We start from the raw sequence: 16716 nt of genomic DNA on the forward strand, positions 1-16716 counted from the left end.
AGCAGTTGCCCTTGCAGGTTCCACAACCGCGCTGTCTTGTCCTCTGATGCCGTGGCGATGGTTTTGCCGTCCGGGCTGAAACTCACACTTAAGACTGGGCGTTGATGCCCTTTGAATTCATGGAGCAGTTGCCCTTGCAGGTTCCACAACCGCGCTGTCTTGTCCTCTGATGCCGTGGCGATGGTTTTGCCGTCCGGGCTGAAACTCACACTTAAGACAATGCCTTGATGCCCTTTGAATTCATGGAGCAGTTGCCCTTGCAGGTTCCACAACCGCGCTGTCTTGTCCTCTGATGCCGTGGCGATGGTTTTGCCGTCCGGGCTGAAACTCACGCTTAAGACATAGCCTTGATGCCCTTTGAATTCATGGAGCAGTTGCCCTTGCAGGTTCCACAACCGCGCTGTGTTATCCAATGATGCCGTGGCGATGGTTTTGCCGTCCGGGCTGAAACTCACACTTAAGACTGGGCCTTGATGCCCTTTGAATTCATGGAGCAGTTGCCCTTGCAGGTTCCACAACCGCGCTGTCCCGTCTTGTGATGCCGTGGCGATGGTTTTGCCGTCCGGGCTGAAACTCACACTATAGACAATGCCTTGATGCCCTTGGAACTGGTTACGTTCTTTAATATTATCAAGAATAGTATGCAAAGCAAAAATAGGGCTGATAGCTGGATATTTTTCTAGAGGACGACCATCTTTTACCAGACTTTTTAACTCTTTACCACTCTGCATTGCTGACACCAGCGATTTTAACTCGGTATACTCAAACTGTTTTGAAGCATTAACTCCAGCCCGTTCTAATTCTGTTCCCTTTTGTGCTTCTTTTTGTGCTGCTTGCGCTCCTTCTGTTGCTTTTTGTGCTTGTGCAAGTTTTGCTTGCGCTTGGTTGAGGGTGGTTTGGGCTTGTTGAGCTTGAGATTCTGCTTGCTGTTGTTTTGTCGCTGCTTGTTCTAATTTTACCTCAGCAGTTTTTATTTCTTCCCTTGCCGTTTTAATTCTTTCCTCTGCTTGGGCGTTTTTCCCTTGTAATTCTGCTGCTTGCTGCTTTACTTTCCCTAAATCTGCTTCTGCTGCCTTAAATTTCCCTTCTGCGGCTTGCTGATTCTTCTGCGCTACTTGAAACTTTTGCTCTGCATCTTTCTTTTTAGTTTCTAATTCATACGCTTTATTCTGTATTTCTGCCTCTTTATTTTGCGTAGCTTGCAAGCTTTGAGTTACTTGATTGTAATTTGCTTCAGCCGTTGTCACTTGATTTTCTGCCTGTTGCTTTTTATTTCCAGCATCCTTAGCAACTTGAATTTGACTCAACGCATATAAAGATGATATACCTGCCAATAATAATAGACACGCAGCTAAACCAGAACTTACCGTCAACCGGTTGCGTCCCTCTTGAATTTGCTGGTCAGCTTTGCGTTTTGCATCAGTTAATATCTGCCTTGCCTCTTGTTCACGCTTCAATTCTTCTTCAGTTAGCTTTTGTTGCTCACGGATCTTTTCTAATTCTGCTAACAACTCACTTCCCTGCTGTTGGCGAATCAACGATACAAGATAATCATGCACCAATTGATAACGGTCAGCAGGAGATTCTGGTAACAGCAATACTAACCTAGATAGCACAAAAATCTCTAATATCAAATCTAGTTTATCGGCTTCTGCTGGCAAATCTGCGACTAACTCAGCACGAGTCTTTAGGGGACGAGTACCATTTTCATCTGTGAGCAAATATAAAACCAGTCGAGCAACCTGTTCATTCTCAGCACCACAATCATGGATGACTTCTTCTAAAAATTTCTCAACGAGTTTTTCTTTAGTGCCAAACTGACGATACTTTTCTAAAGTTGTAATTTTCTCAGTTTGCAGTTGTGCCCCCACAATTTGTAACTCAATTGGGCGTACCTCCCCCAACTCACCTGCTAAATCCCGCACTAATTCATCAATCAATGCTGGCTCTAGATAAAAGTGAGAGCGTGTTGTTAAACTCTGCACAACAGCTTTAGCATGTGCTGGCGAAAAGTTACCCAAGTAATAGCGAATGTTTTTATCAAGAATATTATTATTAATAACACCTAAATCAAATAATCTTTCTAACTCTAATAAATAATGTAAATAATCTTCCCGCAAAGATAAAATAACCTTCACAAAAGGAATATCTAGACAGACTCGCAAAAACTCATAGAATACTCGTCTTTGACTTTGGTCTGGATAAACAAAGAAAAACTCTTCAAACTGGTCAAACATTAAAACCGTTAACAAATTCCGGTCAGCATTTTTTCGTAACTGTCCTGAAATAGCTGTTGAAGAATCAAGATTAGCAAATAATTGATTACCTCTGACTTCCTCAAAAGCTTTAGCTAAACTCTGCCCCAACATTCCCACCCAATCTGTATACACTCGCAACAAAATAGGTAAAGCATCTCGCTCACCAATTGCTTCCTGTTGTAGCGCCGGGATTAATCCACCCTGCAAAATTGAACTTTTCCCCACTCCTGACTGACCATGAATTACAGTCAATTTATGCTCAGTCCCGCCAATTCTTTCTCGTAACCGCTTAACATCTTGTCCCCGACCAGAAGCAGCAATTTCTTCAGCAATTGTTTCAGGATTTTCTACTTGCAACTGTGCAGAATTAATTGCCTGTCGCTGCGGGTTAAGATAAGATGCACCAACAAAGGCGCGGAAACCATACTGTTGTTCTATTTGTAGTTGCTCTTGCTTAATATAAAAAGCTTTGAGATATTCACCTTGCTCAAAATAGAGTAAACGTAATATCTCTAATATAGATATATACAAATGCGGGTTGTACTGATGATTACTTTCCTTTTTCGCAGCTTCTAAATTAGTAATTGCTGCTTGAATTTGACCTAAGCCCTGTTGCGACTTAGCTAAAATAAACCGATACAACCCAAATTCATCTGGTTGTAAATTAGGAATATCAGTTAATATTTGCAATGCTTGCCCCGCGAGTTGATTAGCTTCATCCCAGCGTGACTGTTTTAAGGCTACTTCTGCCAAAAAACCATAATCTTTAGCTAATTGCAACGACGTGCCATAATTTTGATGTAGCGGCAGAGATTTTTCCCCAAGGCTTTGCAACTCTGACCATGCTTGCAAACGTCGCAGCACTTCACCTAGTTTAGTAATATGTTTTGCGACTAAATCTAAACGTTGTGCTTGTTCAAAAATATCAATAGCTTGCTGAAGGGAATTTCTAGCCTCTTGCCAATAACGTTGATTTTCTGTCTGATTTTTTTCGGCTTGGCGGTCATAGGCTAAAGCAATATTAACGAGTAGTATACCTTGTCGTTCTAAATAATTACTTTGTCGCCAAAACCCCAAACTTTGTAGATAATGTGCTAAAGCAGAATCTATCTGGTCATAGAGATAATCATTAAAGCCAAGCACAAACTCTAAACTGGCTTGAAGTACTGCTTCTAATACTTCTCCTCGATTTTGCAAATCCTGACGGGCGGTTTCTAGTTCCCGGCACATTTGGGAATTAGGCGTTACCTCACCAGCAAAGATTTCATCACTTTTTTGCTGGAGGAAGTTGACTAACTCATCGGTAGGGTTTTGAAATTCAATAATAGTTGCCCAATTCTCTAAATCAGTTGCTAATCGAATAAATTTTTGCAGAACTGAATCATTAACCCACAACAATATCGGAAACGGGAAGTTCTTTCTAAACTCCTCCCGGACTTGGTTAGCAGAAGTCAGAACTGTGTCAACATCTTTAACAGTCTCTAAACCAAAAATCATCAATGTAAGTGGCTGTTCATCTCCCAATTGTTCGCGTATATCTGTGTAAAGCGTTTTGACTGATGCAGGTAAAGTAATTTCGTGAATGTCTACAGGAGATAATTGGTGCAGACGTTGCACCATCCGCTGACGTAAAGCAGCATAGTTACAGCGCAGCAAAATCAGCGAAAATTCTCCCTGAGAAAGGGTAATTGTTCGCACCAGAGTTTGCAATGAATGCTCATTGTCAAAGGCTAAATTTTCTGGCTCTTGCTGATTACTCATAACATAGATAATTTACCTTATACTAGCTGTTTGTATAATTACATCATGCCAGTAGGGATAGTGGCCAAGAGAATGATTTTTGCTAATTTTAAAACGCTGTAAGTAAGTAGGCGAGAAAATCCCCAAGTATGTAACGAAATGTCAATTCAGCACATACCTTACAAATTCGTTATTTTACCGTTTTTACAAAACTAAATATATATCGGTTTTATCGTGCCTAGCTACTTAGTTGTGAAAATTACGACTGATATCGCTCCCGTCATCCTTGATATCGCTCCCGTCATCCTTGATATCGCTCCTGTCATCCTTGATATCGCTCCTGTCATCCTTGATACCGCTCCCGTCATCCTTGATACCGCTCCCGTCATCCCTGATATCGCTCCCATCATCCCTGATATGACTCCCGTCATCCTTGATATCGCTCCCGTCGTCCCTGATATCGCTCCCGTCGTCCCTGATATTGCTCCCGTCACGACTGAGATGGTTCTCTCGTTCCCAGGCTCTGGCTGGGAATGCCTACTGTGAGGCTCTGCCTCGTTTATTAGCGGCAGAGCCGCAATGAGGTGCATTTCCAGGTAGAACCTGGAAACGAGAGTGTTTCTTCTTGTGTTTTAGCTGAAGTTGACGCCAATGACATCTGTACGCCCCTACAACCGATTCATAAGCTAAATTCCTTAGCTTCAGCCAAAATCGGATTGATATCAAACCACGAACCATCCTCATTTCGGTATTCAAATACAAACATACTGCGGAGCAAAAGTTCGTATCTTTCATTACCTCTTAAGCTTTTCTCTTGCGCCACCTCACGCAGTACTTCCCATTCATCGGGCGTAATTGCCAAAATTAGCTCATTACGGCGTTGTTTAATCACCCTGTCTACGCACTCCCGCGACAGGGGTGGGTCTTCTTGCTGAAGACAGCGAAACAATAACATTAGCAAATTACGCAGATGACCACCGCTAACTCGGCAAAGTCGCTCTAAAGTATCAGGACTATCAAAAACCTCAGTAATTAAATTCCGACTTTGTTCCCAACTAACACCAGGAAAAGCCCTCGTCATAACCATCTGTTGCAGCAGCGTGATTCCTTGTGAAAATTGAGAACCATTCTGTAGTTGCACAGGAACCATCGGTAAAACCTTGGGGTCTACGCCAAAGCGATTTGTTAACCTTCCTAAAGCGTTGGAAAAAATCAACACTAGGGGAATGGTATAAACAACATGACAATTTAGCTGGTTTAACTGTTCACCGCGTTCCACAAAGAGATATTCTGGCTGGTAATAACCCGAAGGCTTTAAAGAATTATCAACTCGGTCGAGATTATCTATAATTACCACCAGTCCTTTTTTACCTTGCTGCTTGAGTTTTTCTCTAGCAGGCTTGAGCAATTCTTTGTTAATTGATTCTAAAATGCCATTGGTACGCGGTTCTAAATATTGTCGCAACTGACCGCGAAGTTTGGGACTATCTTTAGTTTTGGCAGTAATTTTGGCAATACCTACAGATAACTCTCCCCCAAGTTCTATCGGCGTTTGCAAAGATTCAGCAAGGTCAGTAAACAGAGTTTGAAAGTATCCTGGCTTGAGATTAATTTTTATTGCTTCAAGACTTTGACTTACCTCACGAGCTACTGCCAATAAAATATCTGTAACATCAATATCAGCCATATCCAAGCTTTGGCTAGACTCGAAATAAACCACATGAAATCCCTGCTGCTCTAACTCTGCTTTCAGCCGCAGTAACTCAGTGGATTTGCCACAGCCGATATGTCCGGTAAATAATTGACAGGTAGGTTCTTCAGGTGAAAGGCGGGTAATAGTTCGCCCTAATTCTTCAATAATCTTGGCACCACGCACTTTGGAGAAATCAATATAATACTGTCTATCTTCCGGTTTGCTTACAACCAGAGTTTTACTGGGGTTACAAGCTTGAAAAAACCTAACTAAATCTAGCTTCATCACAAATCACCCAAAATCAGCCTGACGCTCTTGCCCATTTCAGTGATTATACAGACGACAAAGCCGCTATTTCGGAAAAACTTCTTCAGGTTGAGTGATTATTTTTGTCTGTTTAATTAAACAGAATTCAGATGAACCCCACCCCCAACCCCTCCCCGCAAGCGAGGAGGGGAGTAAAAACTAGGATTAAAAACGTAGCTTTGGCTCTTTGCTTTAAAATCAATGACAAGATGTCTATCCTACAAAAAATGTCTATAATTCCAACTTTTCACCCCGAATCGAATAATCTAATAACTCCATCGGGTGAATAACTGAAATCTTCTTACCTTGCAACTCCAAATGCTTCGTAATTTGCAAAGTACACCCTGGATTAGCAGAAGCAATTAACTCAGCACCAGTATTCAACAAATTCTGCACTTTTTGCTGACCTAATTCTTCAGAAACTTCTGGTTGCAGCATATTATAAACCCCAGCGCTGCCACAACATAAAGCCGCGTCTATTGGTTCTCTCAACTTTACCCCTGGAATTTGTCGCAACACCTGACGCGGTTGCACGCTAATCTTTTGTCCATGCAATAAATGACAAGCATCTTGATAAACTAAATTCAAGGGTTTATCAGTCAGTGGTGAAAGTTTCGCTGTTAACCCAACAGTTGCCAAAAACTCTTGAGCATCTTTAACTTTAGCTGCGAAATCCTTCGCCTTTTCCCGATATTCTGTGTCATCTTCTAAAATGTGACCGTATTCCTTCAAAGTATGACCACAACCAGCAGCATTGATAATCACAAAATCTACATCAGTGTTAGCAAAACTATCAATCATCTGCCTTGCTAAAGCTTTCGCCTGTTCTGTTTGTCCTTGGTGTTCGGGAAGTGCTGCACAACAACCTTGAGATTTCGGAATCACAACTTCACAACCATTCGCTGTTAAAACCCGCACTGTTGCTTCATTCACTGAGGAGAAAAATAGCCGTTGCACGCATCCCAAAATCATCCCGACTCGGTAGCGCTTCTCACCTTGGGCGCGAATAACAGTAGGCAAATTATCTTGAAAAGATTTGAGAGTAATTTCTGGCAGAATAGATTCCATTGCTGCCAAACGGGGCGAGATTTTATTGAGTAAACCTGTAGCGCGAAAGAATTTAGCAAACCCCAATTTCTGATAAACCAACAACGGAACTAATAAAATCCGTAAAAGATTGGGATAGGGAAACAGAGAAAATATCAGTTGACGAAAAAATCGATCTGGCAAACTGCGGGGATAATTTCGTTCAATTTGGTGACGAGTTGCAGAAATCAATTTGTCATACTGCACACCAGAAGGACAAGTACTCACACAAGCAAGACACCCCAAACAAGAATCAAAATGTTCTACCGTGGCTGTATTGAGAGCAATTTCACCCTGATTAATCGCATCCATTAAATAGATACGTCCTCTAGGAGAATCCATCTCCTTGCCAAGCACCCGATAACTCGGACAAGTCGAGAGACAAAATCCACAATGTACACAACTATCAATCAACTTTGGGTCAGGCGGATGACTCTCATCAAACCCCTTCAAATTCTTTAAACTAGCCGTATTATTAACAGAATTTTCCGAAACTTGCATAATTATTCTTTCCCCTCTCTATCTCAGCGCCCTCAGCGTCTCTGCGGTTCGTTTCTTAAATCCCACCCACAAACCGACCAGGACTTAAAATATTCTTACTGTCAAACTGTTCTTTAATACGGCACATCAACGGTAAAGCATTGCCAGTGTAGCCCCAAACATCTATTTGTTGTTTAACCGCCATTGGTGCTGACAAAATTGTTAAAAAACCTCTATGAGCTTGAGTGCGTAGGTGCAGCCCGTCGTAGGCATCGCTTCCAGCGGAGCGTAGCTGATCGCGCACTTTCAAAACTTGATTTTTATCCTCTAATTGTAACAAACCTAAACCACTACTTATATGAATTAAACCCAACTCTACCTGAGTCAAAATCTCCACGGCAGCAGTAGGTAACACTCCTATTTTGCAGGTAATTACAGATTCTGTGGACGTAGTATGTATTCGTTTTTGCAATCTCTGCCATAGATTAGCTTCATCACCATCTGCAAATATTGCCCCGTTTAAACCTAACTTTTGCCCAACTTCTAAAACTCGATTTGACTGTTCCTTAACACTCTCACTAATACTTTGAAAGCGGGCAATTAATCCCAATCCTTCACCCAAACCTAAGCTAGACACCAGTTTAGCGGATAGTAAATCAGCCTGAACTGGTGTTAACGCCGAACCTCGAAGGATATCAGCCGCTTGGGATATAAGCTCTGCACTGCCAGTTAGTACCACCGTCCCCGATGCCTCTGGTAGCGGATATAGGCGAAAAGTTAGTTGACTAATAAAGCCCAATGTGCCATAAGACCCCGTAAGCAACTTCATCAAGTCATATCCGGCAACATTTTTAACTACTCTTCCCCCAGCTTTGGCGACTTGTCCATCAGCACGCACAAAGGTAATACCTAGTAACTGGTCGCGCACACTACCATAACGTTGCCGCAGAGAACCTGTATCACCTGTGGCGACAATACCGCCAATGGTTGCCGACTCTGGTGCTGTGGGGTCAAGGGCAAGAAATTGCCGCGATTTTGCCAAAAGTGCTTGGAGATCAGAGAACTTCATTCCAGCTTCTACTGTCACAGTCAAATCCCCAACAGCGTGTTCAATCAGTTGATTGATCCGTTCTGCACTAACTACGACATCAACGCCCTTAGCTAAACCACCCCAGCTGAGTTTACTGCCACTACCACAGGGGAGGACTCGCCAGTTGTGACTGTGAGCTGTGGCGATGACTGCGGCTAGCTGTTGTTGGGTGCGGGGATAGACAATACAACTGGGAGGTTTTTCAGAAGCTATAGCCTGTTGGATACGTTTTTGCTGACCAAGTTCGATGTTTTCCCAAAGGCAAACAGCATTTTCTTCGCCGACGTTAGATGCAAAATAAGAAGCGTAGACGCCTTGCGGCTTGTCGTTAGACATCGCTTTGATTCAGTTTATTTTTATTACGCCCTACATCTAATTTACTGGCTAAACTGACCAAAAAAGCGCATTGCTATTAATACATGGTGGCTAATTCAGTTGCGAGTTCCGCTTCTATAGGTTTTTTGATCCGCTGTTGGAAGTTTTACTACGCAAAAATAAACGCTGTAGGGGCAATTCATGAATTGCCCCGACGTGAAAATCTTTCTTTTCGGCTATTGTTTGCGTAATATTATGTTCGCCAAATTACCCATAAGACAGAACCTCACCCCCAACTCCTCCCCGCCTGCTCTTAGGGGAGCTAAAGCGTAGCTTGGGCGGGGTGGGGTTGGGGGTATTATGCTTAATTGCCCATATGTGCTTTTTGCTCGGAAGAAGACAATTTGCATGTGTACAACATCTTGTGGGGGAAAAATCAGAAATTACAGCGGTGTTAGTTGAATAGACTAGAGAGGAATGGAAGCGACGTGTAGGCGTAGTCTATTCATTTGAATATCGCTATAAAAGTGTAATTTTTGAGAGTAAATTTATGTTGTTCTAATTAACTTTAAAAAAAATGTAACAGATGGGTAGAAATTACCCCTCTGCTACAAGCAAACGGAGGTATAAACTTGATTATTTAATTGGCATGAACCAATTCCTGAGGCGCTGCGGCATCATATTCTACAGCTTTAACAAATTCTTTGAGAACATCTTTGAGTCTTTGCTCAATTTCCTCATCTAACACGATGCTGTTATCAGCTTGTCGTTGAATTTGTTTGTCTACCGCATAAATAGTAGCTAGGATATGCCGCGCTCCTAATTCAGATAAGACAGGTTTAAGAGCATATTCAATTGCCAATAAATGAGCGATCGTGCCACCAAGGGCAATTGGTAACACAGGTTTACCTGTCAATGATTTTTGCGGCAGCAAATCTAGAAATGTTTTCAGCACTCCTGTGTAAGCAGCTTTGTAGATTGGGGTGGCAATAATCACACCATCTGCCTTTGCTAATAAAGCTTTTGGCTGTTCTAAAGCAGGGCTGTCGTATCGTCCAAAAACTAAATCTTCAGCAGGCAAATCCCGAACTGAAATAATGTCTACATGCAAGCCTTCTTGTTGTAAAAGCTTGGCAGTGTATTCGACAAAACCGTAAGTTCTAGATGGATGGGTTGGACTACCAGCGATCGCTAAAATATTTGCCATTCAATTAAACTCCGAATTTCTACAATTGTTTTGATGGGCATTGGGAAAAATTCAGTCCCTAATCCCCAGTACCCACTACCCTAAACTTTACTAGGATATGGATGTGGCTTTCTCCTTATGCTGCTGCTTAGGAAAATCTTCATTTGCAACAATCTCGCCAAATGGACTCAAGACATGTTGCTTCTCCACTGCCGGCAGATTCTCTAAGGGCAAATGGGGAAATAGAAGTTCTGCGACTCGATAAGCTTCCTCTAGGTGGGGATAGCCAGAAAGGATAAAGGACTCAATACCCAAAGAAGCGTATTCCAATATCCTGGCAGCTACGGTTTGAGGATCGCCTACTAAGGCTGTTCCCGCACCACCTCGCACCAAACCGACTCCCGCCCACAGGTTCGGGCTTATCTCTAATGCCTCACGATTACCGTGGTGTAATTGAGTCATCCGCTGTTGCCCAACTGAATCCATCCGGGCATAAGCTTTTTGGGCTTTAGCGATCGCCTCGTCATCTACATATTTAATCAAATCATTCGCCGCATCCCAAGCTTCACTCTCGGTTTCTCGCACAATCACATGTAGGCGAATCCCAAACCGCAAAGTCCGCCCTTCTGCTTCTGCAAGTCTGCGAACTGATGCAATCTTCTCGGCTACTTGCGCCGGTGGTTCGCCCCAAGTTAGATAAACATCTATATGCTTGGCAGCAATTTTTTGAGCAACGGGAGAGGAACCGCCAAACCACAAAGGCGGATATGGCTTCTGAACAGGTGGAAACAGCAGTTTACCATCCTGAATGTTGAGATAGTCGCCCTGAAGATTGGCTTGTTCACCACTAGCGATCGCTCGCCACACTGTCAAAAATTCATCTGTTAATTCATAGCGCTGATCGTGGCTTAAATGCAAGCCATCTCCCGCTAATTCCACGGGATCGCCCCCGGTAACAACGTTAATCAGCAAGCGTCCACCAGAGAGGCGATCAAAAGTCGCCGCCATCCGTGCTGCCACTCCAGGTGATACCAAGCCGGGACGAATCGCCACCAAAAAACGCATCTGTCGCGTCAGTGATACCAGCGTTGACGCTACAATCCAAGCATCTTCGCAAGAGCGTCCTGTAGGCAACAATGCCCCTGTATAACCAAGGTCATCCACCGCTTGGGCAATCTGCCGCAGATAAGGAAAGCTTACTGCCCGTCCGCCTGTAGCAGTTGCAAGGTAACGTCCGTCGCCGTGGGTTGGGATGAACCATAGTAGCTGCATGAGTCCTGTCCTTTTAAAACTACGGTATTTTTATCGAATTACCGTGCTTTGCTTATAGCTTCACAGTATCACATATTCTACAAAAGCCCGCAAGAAGTTTTCAGAAAACTCCGGTATCTCTATCAAACCAATGTATATTAAGCCGTGTTCGATCAGGTAGCGATCGGAAAAATTGGGTATTAGTTATTTCTCCCTCTTTCTGTCTCTAGGAAGAATACACCAATGGCAGTTTTGTGTATACTACTTTACTTTTTCCTAACCTTTTGTTAAATTAACCTTAATGTAGGCCAAACTTATTGACTTAATGTAGTTAGGTTCTCAGCTATAAATGTGGGTAGCCATCCAGCCCACTGGCAATAGGCGCAAAATTCCGTTCTATCTCTAGGAGAAATAAGGCAATGGGGCCGATGTTTATTGCTGCCAACGATTGGCCACATATAGCATTTAGATTGTCTTTGGCGCTCCTGGTTGGTTGCCTGATTGGATTTAACCGTCAGCAAGGAGGTAGACCAGCAGGGATGAGAACATTTATGCTTGTGAGTATGGGGGCAGCATTATTTGTGATGATTCCTTTGCAGGCTGAGGGCGAGAGTCCCTATGCTGCTACCAATGCGCTGAGTCGCACAATTCAAGGTGTAGCTACCGGGATAGGATTTCTCGGAGCCGGATTGATTTTACAAGAGTCTTCTAGAAAATCTGCAACGCCAAAAGTCAAAGGTTTAACTACAGCCGCCTGTGTCTGGACTGCGGCCGGGTTGGGGGCTGCAATTGGTTGTGGTCTATGGCAAATGGGATTATTGGGAGGCTTACTTACCCTGATTACCCTAAGTGGGGTAAAGCGGCTCAATCGCGCATTTGTATTTATGACGGGTCATGGAAAAAAAGGGACTACTCAGGAACTAACAACTACCTCTGATGAAGATGATGATTGACTGTTGCTACACAAGATGCACCAGTTAGTCAACACTTCTGATGAGAACGATCTCGTTCTACATATCTACGTTGATCGGATTCCTTTGCGGTATTTTATTGAAGAATAATTTTTCAATTCTTAGCTAATTTTAATCAATTTATCAGGGCTAACTCAGGGCGATCGCTGATTCTGGTAATTAATGTAGGGAATCCCGTACTGGAGTTGATTGGCAAGTTAACGGCAAAATAGAAAATAATAGATATATGGACAAACGGTATTTTTTACAGGCTAGTGCAGCAATAGTCGGCACAGCATTCTTATCAAAGTATATCAATTGGGAGTCAGAGGCGATGACAACTTCTCAGAGTGGATTTGAAATTACCAAACCAGAGTCAGAGTGGCGCACGATTTTAACGCCAGAACAGTATAGTGTATTGCGTAAACATGGGACTGAACGTCCTCACACCAGCCCATTGGATAAAGAATACGACAATGGTACTTATTATTGTGCTGCGTGTGAACAGCCACTGTTTACATCTGATACCAAATTTAACAGTGGTACTGGCTGGCCTAGCTTTTTTAATCCAATTGAAGGTGCGATCGCCCTTACTGTAGATAAGTCGTTGTTTATGACCAGAACTGAAGTGCATTGTAGTCGCTGTGGTGGTCATCTGGGTCATGTTTTTGATGACGGCCCTGCACCCACTGGCAAGCGCTACTGCATGAACGGTGTTTCGTTAAAGTTTACGCCTGCTTAATTTAGTTGCGTAGGTATAACCCGTCGTAGACATCGCACCCACTAACTTAAATTATCAGATTTTGAGGCTTGAAAAAACAAGGCACACTGCGATACTGTAGACGCAATAGTGCGTACAAGTGTTTGTGTGCCTTGTTTTGGTTGAGTCGATGGCGGGTATTATCCCGCGCACCTCTCAGTTAAATCTGGGCGTGCGATTTTCACCGCACCCAGCTTCCGATGTTCTCAGCTTGCGCTTTTGCTCATGTGTTTGTAATCGTGGCAACTCTGATGAATTGCTTCTAGATTATTCTTTTTCCAGTTGGCGTGATTTCCGTCGATGTGGTGCAAATGTACCTTTTCTTCATCAATGAATTTCAGACCGCAGGAAGCACATTTATGGCTTTGCTTCTTAAGAGTTTTAGAGGTTTCACCATCGTAGAGCTTACTATTACGTTCACTCCAGTAGGCTATGTTTCCGTCATAGGGGGATTTTATTTCTGAAACCATGACGTGTTTATTTTCGGAGTAGGAAACTGCTGGGAATGCCTTTTTAACTAGCTCCTCGCTGGTGTAGCGTGTTTGCTTAGTTTCCTTGTTAAATACCGTGTATGCTCTGTGATTTAAAAACCAAAGTGAGAACTTTGACCCGTCCATCTTGCAGAACTTGTGGTAATTTCTCCAACCTCTAACTACTGGGGCTAATTTCTCAGCCTTTGTGGTAGCACCATAATTCGAGTTGTTAACGATGTGTTTTACTTTCTTACGGAACGCTTTAAAGTTATCCACTGAGGGAGTGCTTCTAAACTTTCCGTTTTTCTGTACTTTGAAGTGCCAGCCGAGGAAATCAAACCCATCTGTCGCGGCGGTAATTTTGGTTTTCTTTTGGCTTACTTGCATTCCGCGTTTGCGGAGGAACTCGCTGATTCTTTCAAGTATCTCTGTTGCATCATCTTCGGGTCGAAGTATAATAACCATGTCATCCGCATACCGGACTGATGGTTCTATGATTGACTTTTTTGGGGTCTTGTCATGTACCTTGCCACCTAGTTTGTGGTTGTAGTGGTATCTGTGTATACTCTCAATCCCGTTGAGTGCAATATTTGCTAGTAATGGGCTGACCACTCCCCCTTGTGGGGTTCCTTGTTCAGGGAATTCTGGATTTACCCCTGCCTTGAGGCATCGGAAGATACCGAGTTTTAAGCCTTTGGGAGCGATGAGTTCGTCCATTATTACTGAGTGGTTAATCCTGTCGAAGCACTTCTCAATATCGAGTTCAATAACTCGTTTCTCTATTCCGTTGACTCTGGAGTTGAGGTTGTTAAAGATGTACTGTTGTGCATCATGGGCGGAGCGCCCAGTTCTAAACCCATAACTCCGAGCATGGAATGTGGCTTCGTGTGCTGGTTCGAGTGCATATTTTGCGAGGCATTGCCAAGCTCTATCTGCGATGGTTGGTATTTTAAGCATTCTGGTAGTCCTGTCCTTCTTAGGGATGGGGATTTCCCGTAAGCCTTGATGCTTCCAATTTCCGCTATTGACTCTTAACCATTCTTCTAGATAAAAGCGTTCGCAAAAAGTAAGGGATTTTTTGCCATCAATACCAGCCGTCTTTTTACCAGCATAAAGCTTAGATACTTGTCTTATTGCAAGAAATCGAGCCGAGGTGGATTTTAGAATAAGCTTTTGGAGTGACCTAGCTTTCCGCTTGTCTCCAACTTGAACAGCTTTGAATACGCGCTTTTGAAGGCGGAAAAGATTTCGGCGGAATTTCTTCCACGGTAGAGCTTTCCAAGATTCACTAGTTTTGTAACTGTGTCTAATCATTTTCTCTTCTGGAGTTTGTATTTTCTGAACACCTCAGACCAATTACGGTCTGTCCTACCCGACTTGTGAGGATTCCGCTTCTCGTCTAGCCTACTTGGGGTTCGACTGCCCCAGGACTCACAAATCGTTTTTATTCGTTCCCTCGGAGAGATTGATGAGCCACTGCGTTGCGGGGGTTCCCCCCGTTGTAGCATGTGGCGTTGTTCCGTTAGATGTAGCCAATTCGACTACTGGATTCCCTGGACTCTTGCCGTTCTTTTAACCGCACACGGCGGGAATGGACTCCAGCGAAGTCAGGGATTTTTGTGTTGCGCCCTGCTTAAACATAAGTCGCTTTTCTAGGCTCTGTTTCATCATAGGAACTCCCTGTTAGCGCCAGTGTCAACCCGCAACGGTCGTCTGATTGCGCCCTGTTCCCAGCTTCACTCTACAAGAACCGAGCTTGTTCGGTGTGGGCAGGTAAGGAGTCAATTCTGAGTCTGAATGGCAAGACTTGCACTTGCATCTGACCGAGAGTTCAGCCTTTTATGACAGTAATCTGCTGTCGGGCTGGATTAGTTATTTACGGACTGAGTACCGTGATTCACTAATCAACGAATCGCACTGTTAAATGTCTTGTTCTCTATTGCCCAGCCAATGTGTGCATTGAATATTCCTGCACACTGCTCCATAAGATTTAGAAATCTTTGATTAGGTAAACTAACTGGGATAGAAATAGTACGTTTCATTTGCAGTCAAATTAAAGAAATGCAACTCTTGGTCTTAGCTAAAAAGCTATTTACCAAAATCGTTCTATTTGTTTGGCTCGTTTTTCTCCTTTTTGTCTTTGGGGTCTTTTTTAGGTTTTTTAACTTCTTTATTACTTTTTCTTTCCTTCGACATCAGCGTTCTCCAACTAGGTTATTCAATGAAAGCTTCCACATTCTGCCGTCAGGAAATCAGGAGATGACTTACCTAATATTCTTTTAAGGCAAAAAAGAAAGTATCAGACATAAATGCTACTAACTACCATGATAGGGTGTTGTTTGATTTAATGGAGCTTACATCCATATTGCTAGAGGTTGCCCAAATTCCTTAAAGACTTAGGTTACAGGGTACAGAACTCTATTAACAATTTTCTTTACTGTCACCTGTAATTTATCCCCTTTTTAACTCCTAACTCCCTTTACTATTGCTCTAACAATTTCATCCGCTGCCACCAACGATTTAGGGGATAATAGACTACAGGTGCCCACAGACTACTAAGAATGGCAGAGGCTAGGGCGACACGCTGGTAATATGTCCAAATATCTGTTACCTTGCGTAGGCTGTGCCCGCCGTAGGCATCGCCGGTTAAAGTTAATTGCAACCCAAAGATAGTTTCTGCCAAAACTGCCATACCAAAGACAATTACAGCTATCGAAATAAAATCTTCTTCGATAAAACGCTGTTTTTGGAGCAGACCAGTTAAAATCCCCACTATACCTAAACTGAGCGCATGAGTAGGGTTAGGTGATGTCATTGAATCTTGAAGTAGCCCCAGAACGATACCTGCCAATGCGCCGGATAACACTGTACGCTTCACACTCCAAGCTACCACCCAAATTAATAGCCAGTTAGGGCCAATTCCCAATAATTCCATACCAGGCAGGCGGGTTGGCAATAATAGTAAACATAACAGTACAGAACTAGCCGTCACTATCCAACCCAACAACTTACGTATACCGGGATGCCAACGAGAAAGCGGCGGGATTTGGAATTTCGATTTTCGCTCTGAGGATTTTGGCTTTTTCTGCCTGCTGCCACCAAATGCAGGAATCTTCATTTTTCTATGG

11 protein-coding genes are annotated in these 16716 nt (G+C 43.2%); 3 read left to right on the plus strand and 8 right to left on the minus strand.

Features of this window, described 5'->3' with window-relative positions; genetic code table 11:
- On the minus strand, window positions 1-4019 hold a 4019-nt coding region (locus V7K30_RS17755; protein ID WP_335001426.1), incomplete at its 3' end, for an nSTAND1 domain-containing NTPase.
- A gap of 231 nt (window positions 4020-4250) precedes the next feature.
- Here V7K30_RS17755 and V7K30_RS17760 point away from each other — a divergent pair.
- On the plus strand, window positions 4251-4544 hold the full coding sequence (locus tag V7K30_RS17760; RefSeq protein ID WP_335001428.1) for a hypothetical protein: 294 nt from the start codon (window positions 4251-4253) through the stop codon (window positions 4542-4544).
- A 133-nt stretch (window positions 4545-4677) separates the two neighbouring features.
- Here V7K30_RS17760 and V7K30_RS17765 read toward each other — a convergent pair whose 3' ends face one another.
- The 5 genes from V7K30_RS17765 to ssuD all read right to left on the minus strand — a co-directional run bounded on the left by V7K30_RS17765 (window position 4678) and on the right by ssuD (window position 11426).
- Window positions 4678-5976, minus strand: a complete 1299-nt coding sequence (locus tag V7K30_RS17765) for a P-loop NTPase fold protein (protein WP_335001430.1) — start codon at window positions 5974-5976, stop codon at window positions 4678-4680.
- Window positions 5977-6228: 252 nt separating this feature from the next.
- Window positions 6229-7584 carry a (Fe-S)-binding protein gene (locus tag V7K30_RS17770; protein ID WP_335001432.1) on the minus strand — a complete coding sequence of 452 codons (1356 nt, stop codon included), beginning with the start codon at window positions 7582-7584 and terminating at the stop codon, window positions 6229-6231.
- 55 nt (window positions 7585-7639) lie between these two features.
- Complete coding sequence (locus V7K30_RS17775) at window positions 7640-8989, minus strand: FAD-binding oxidoreductase (protein WP_335001434.1); 1350 nt, start codon at window positions 8987-8989, stop codon at window positions 7640-7642.
- 619 nt (window positions 8990-9608) lie between these two features.
- On the minus strand, window positions 9609-10175 hold the full coding sequence (gene ssuE, locus V7K30_RS17780) for an NADPH-dependent FMN reductase (protein ID WP_335001435.1): 567 nt from the start codon (window positions 10173-10175) through the stop codon (window positions 9609-9611).
- A 90-nt stretch (window positions 10176-10265) separates the two neighbouring features.
- Window positions 10266-11426, minus strand: a complete 1161-nt coding sequence (gene ssuD, locus V7K30_RS17785; protein ID WP_335001437.1) for an FMNH2-dependent alkanesulfonate monooxygenase — start codon at window positions 11424-11426, stop codon at window positions 10266-10268.
- A 398-nt stretch (window positions 11427-11824) separates the two neighbouring features.
- Here ssuD and V7K30_RS17790 point away from each other — a divergent pair, with 398 nt between their 5' ends.
- Window positions 11825-12358, plus strand: coding sequence for an MgtC/SapB family protein (locus V7K30_RS17790; protein WP_335001439.1), 534 nt, complete (start codon window positions 11825-11827; stop codon window positions 12356-12358).
- A gap of 244 nt (window positions 12359-12602) precedes the next feature.
- Window positions 12603-13097, plus strand: a complete 495-nt coding sequence (msrB, locus tag V7K30_RS17795; protein ID WP_335001441.1) for a peptide-methionine (R)-S-oxide reductase MsrB — start codon at window positions 12603-12605, stop codon at window positions 13095-13097.
- Between the two features lie 224 nt (window positions 13098-13321).
- Here msrB and V7K30_RS17800 read toward each other — a convergent pair whose 3' ends face one another.
- Window positions 13322-14902, minus strand: coding sequence for a reverse transcriptase domain-containing protein (locus V7K30_RS17800; RefSeq protein WP_335001443.1), 1581 nt, complete (start codon window positions 14900-14902; stop codon window positions 13322-13324).
- A 1168-nt stretch (window positions 14903-16070) separates the two neighbouring features.
- Entirely contained in the window at window positions 16071-16706 is a 636-nt protein-coding gene (mreD, locus tag V7K30_RS17805) for a rod shape-determining protein MreD (protein WP_335001445.1), read from the minus strand.
- Window positions 16707-16716: the final 10 nt, after the last annotated feature.

This window comes from Nostoc sp. (assembly GCF_036917655.1).
Classification (GTDB): Bacteria; Cyanobacteriota; Cyanobacteriia; order Cyanobacteriales; family Nostocaceae; genus Nostoc.

Excerpts from the sequence above, each read along its gene's own strand:
- msrB (WP_335001441.1), top strand. The coding sequence starts at position 12,603 with ATGGACAAACGGTATTTTTTACAGGCTAGTGCAGCAATAGTCGGCACA.
- mreD (WP_335001445.1), bottom strand. The coding sequence starts at position 16,706 with ATGAAGATTCCTGCATTTGGTGGCAGCAGGCAGAAAAAGCCAAAATCC.
- V7K30_RS17775 (WP_335001434.1), bottom strand. The coding sequence starts at position 8,989 with ATGTCTAACGACAAGCCGCAAGGCGTCTACGCTTCTTATTTTGCATCT.
- V7K30_RS17800 (WP_335001443.1), bottom strand. The coding sequence starts at position 14,902 with ATGATTAGACACAGTTACAAAACTAGTGAATCTTGGAAAGCTCTACCG.
- V7K30_RS17765 (WP_335001430.1), bottom strand. The coding sequence starts at position 5,976 with ATGAAGCTAGATTTAGTTAGGTTTTTTCAAGCTTGTAACCCCAGTAAA.
- V7K30_RS17790 (WP_335001439.1), top strand. The coding sequence starts at position 11,825 with ATGGGGCCGATGTTTATTGCTGCCAACGATTGGCCACATATAGCATTT.
- ssuD (WP_335001437.1), bottom strand. The coding sequence starts at position 11,426 with ATGCAGCTACTATGGTTCATCCCAACCCACGGCGACGGACGTTACCTT.
- ssuE (WP_335001435.1), bottom strand. The coding sequence starts at position 10,175 with ATGGCAAATATTTTAGCGATCGCTGGTAGTCCAACCCATCCATCTAGA.
- V7K30_RS17770 (WP_335001432.1), bottom strand. The coding sequence starts at position 7,584 with ATGCAAGTTTCGGAAAATTCTGTTAATAATACGGCTAGTTTAAAGAAT.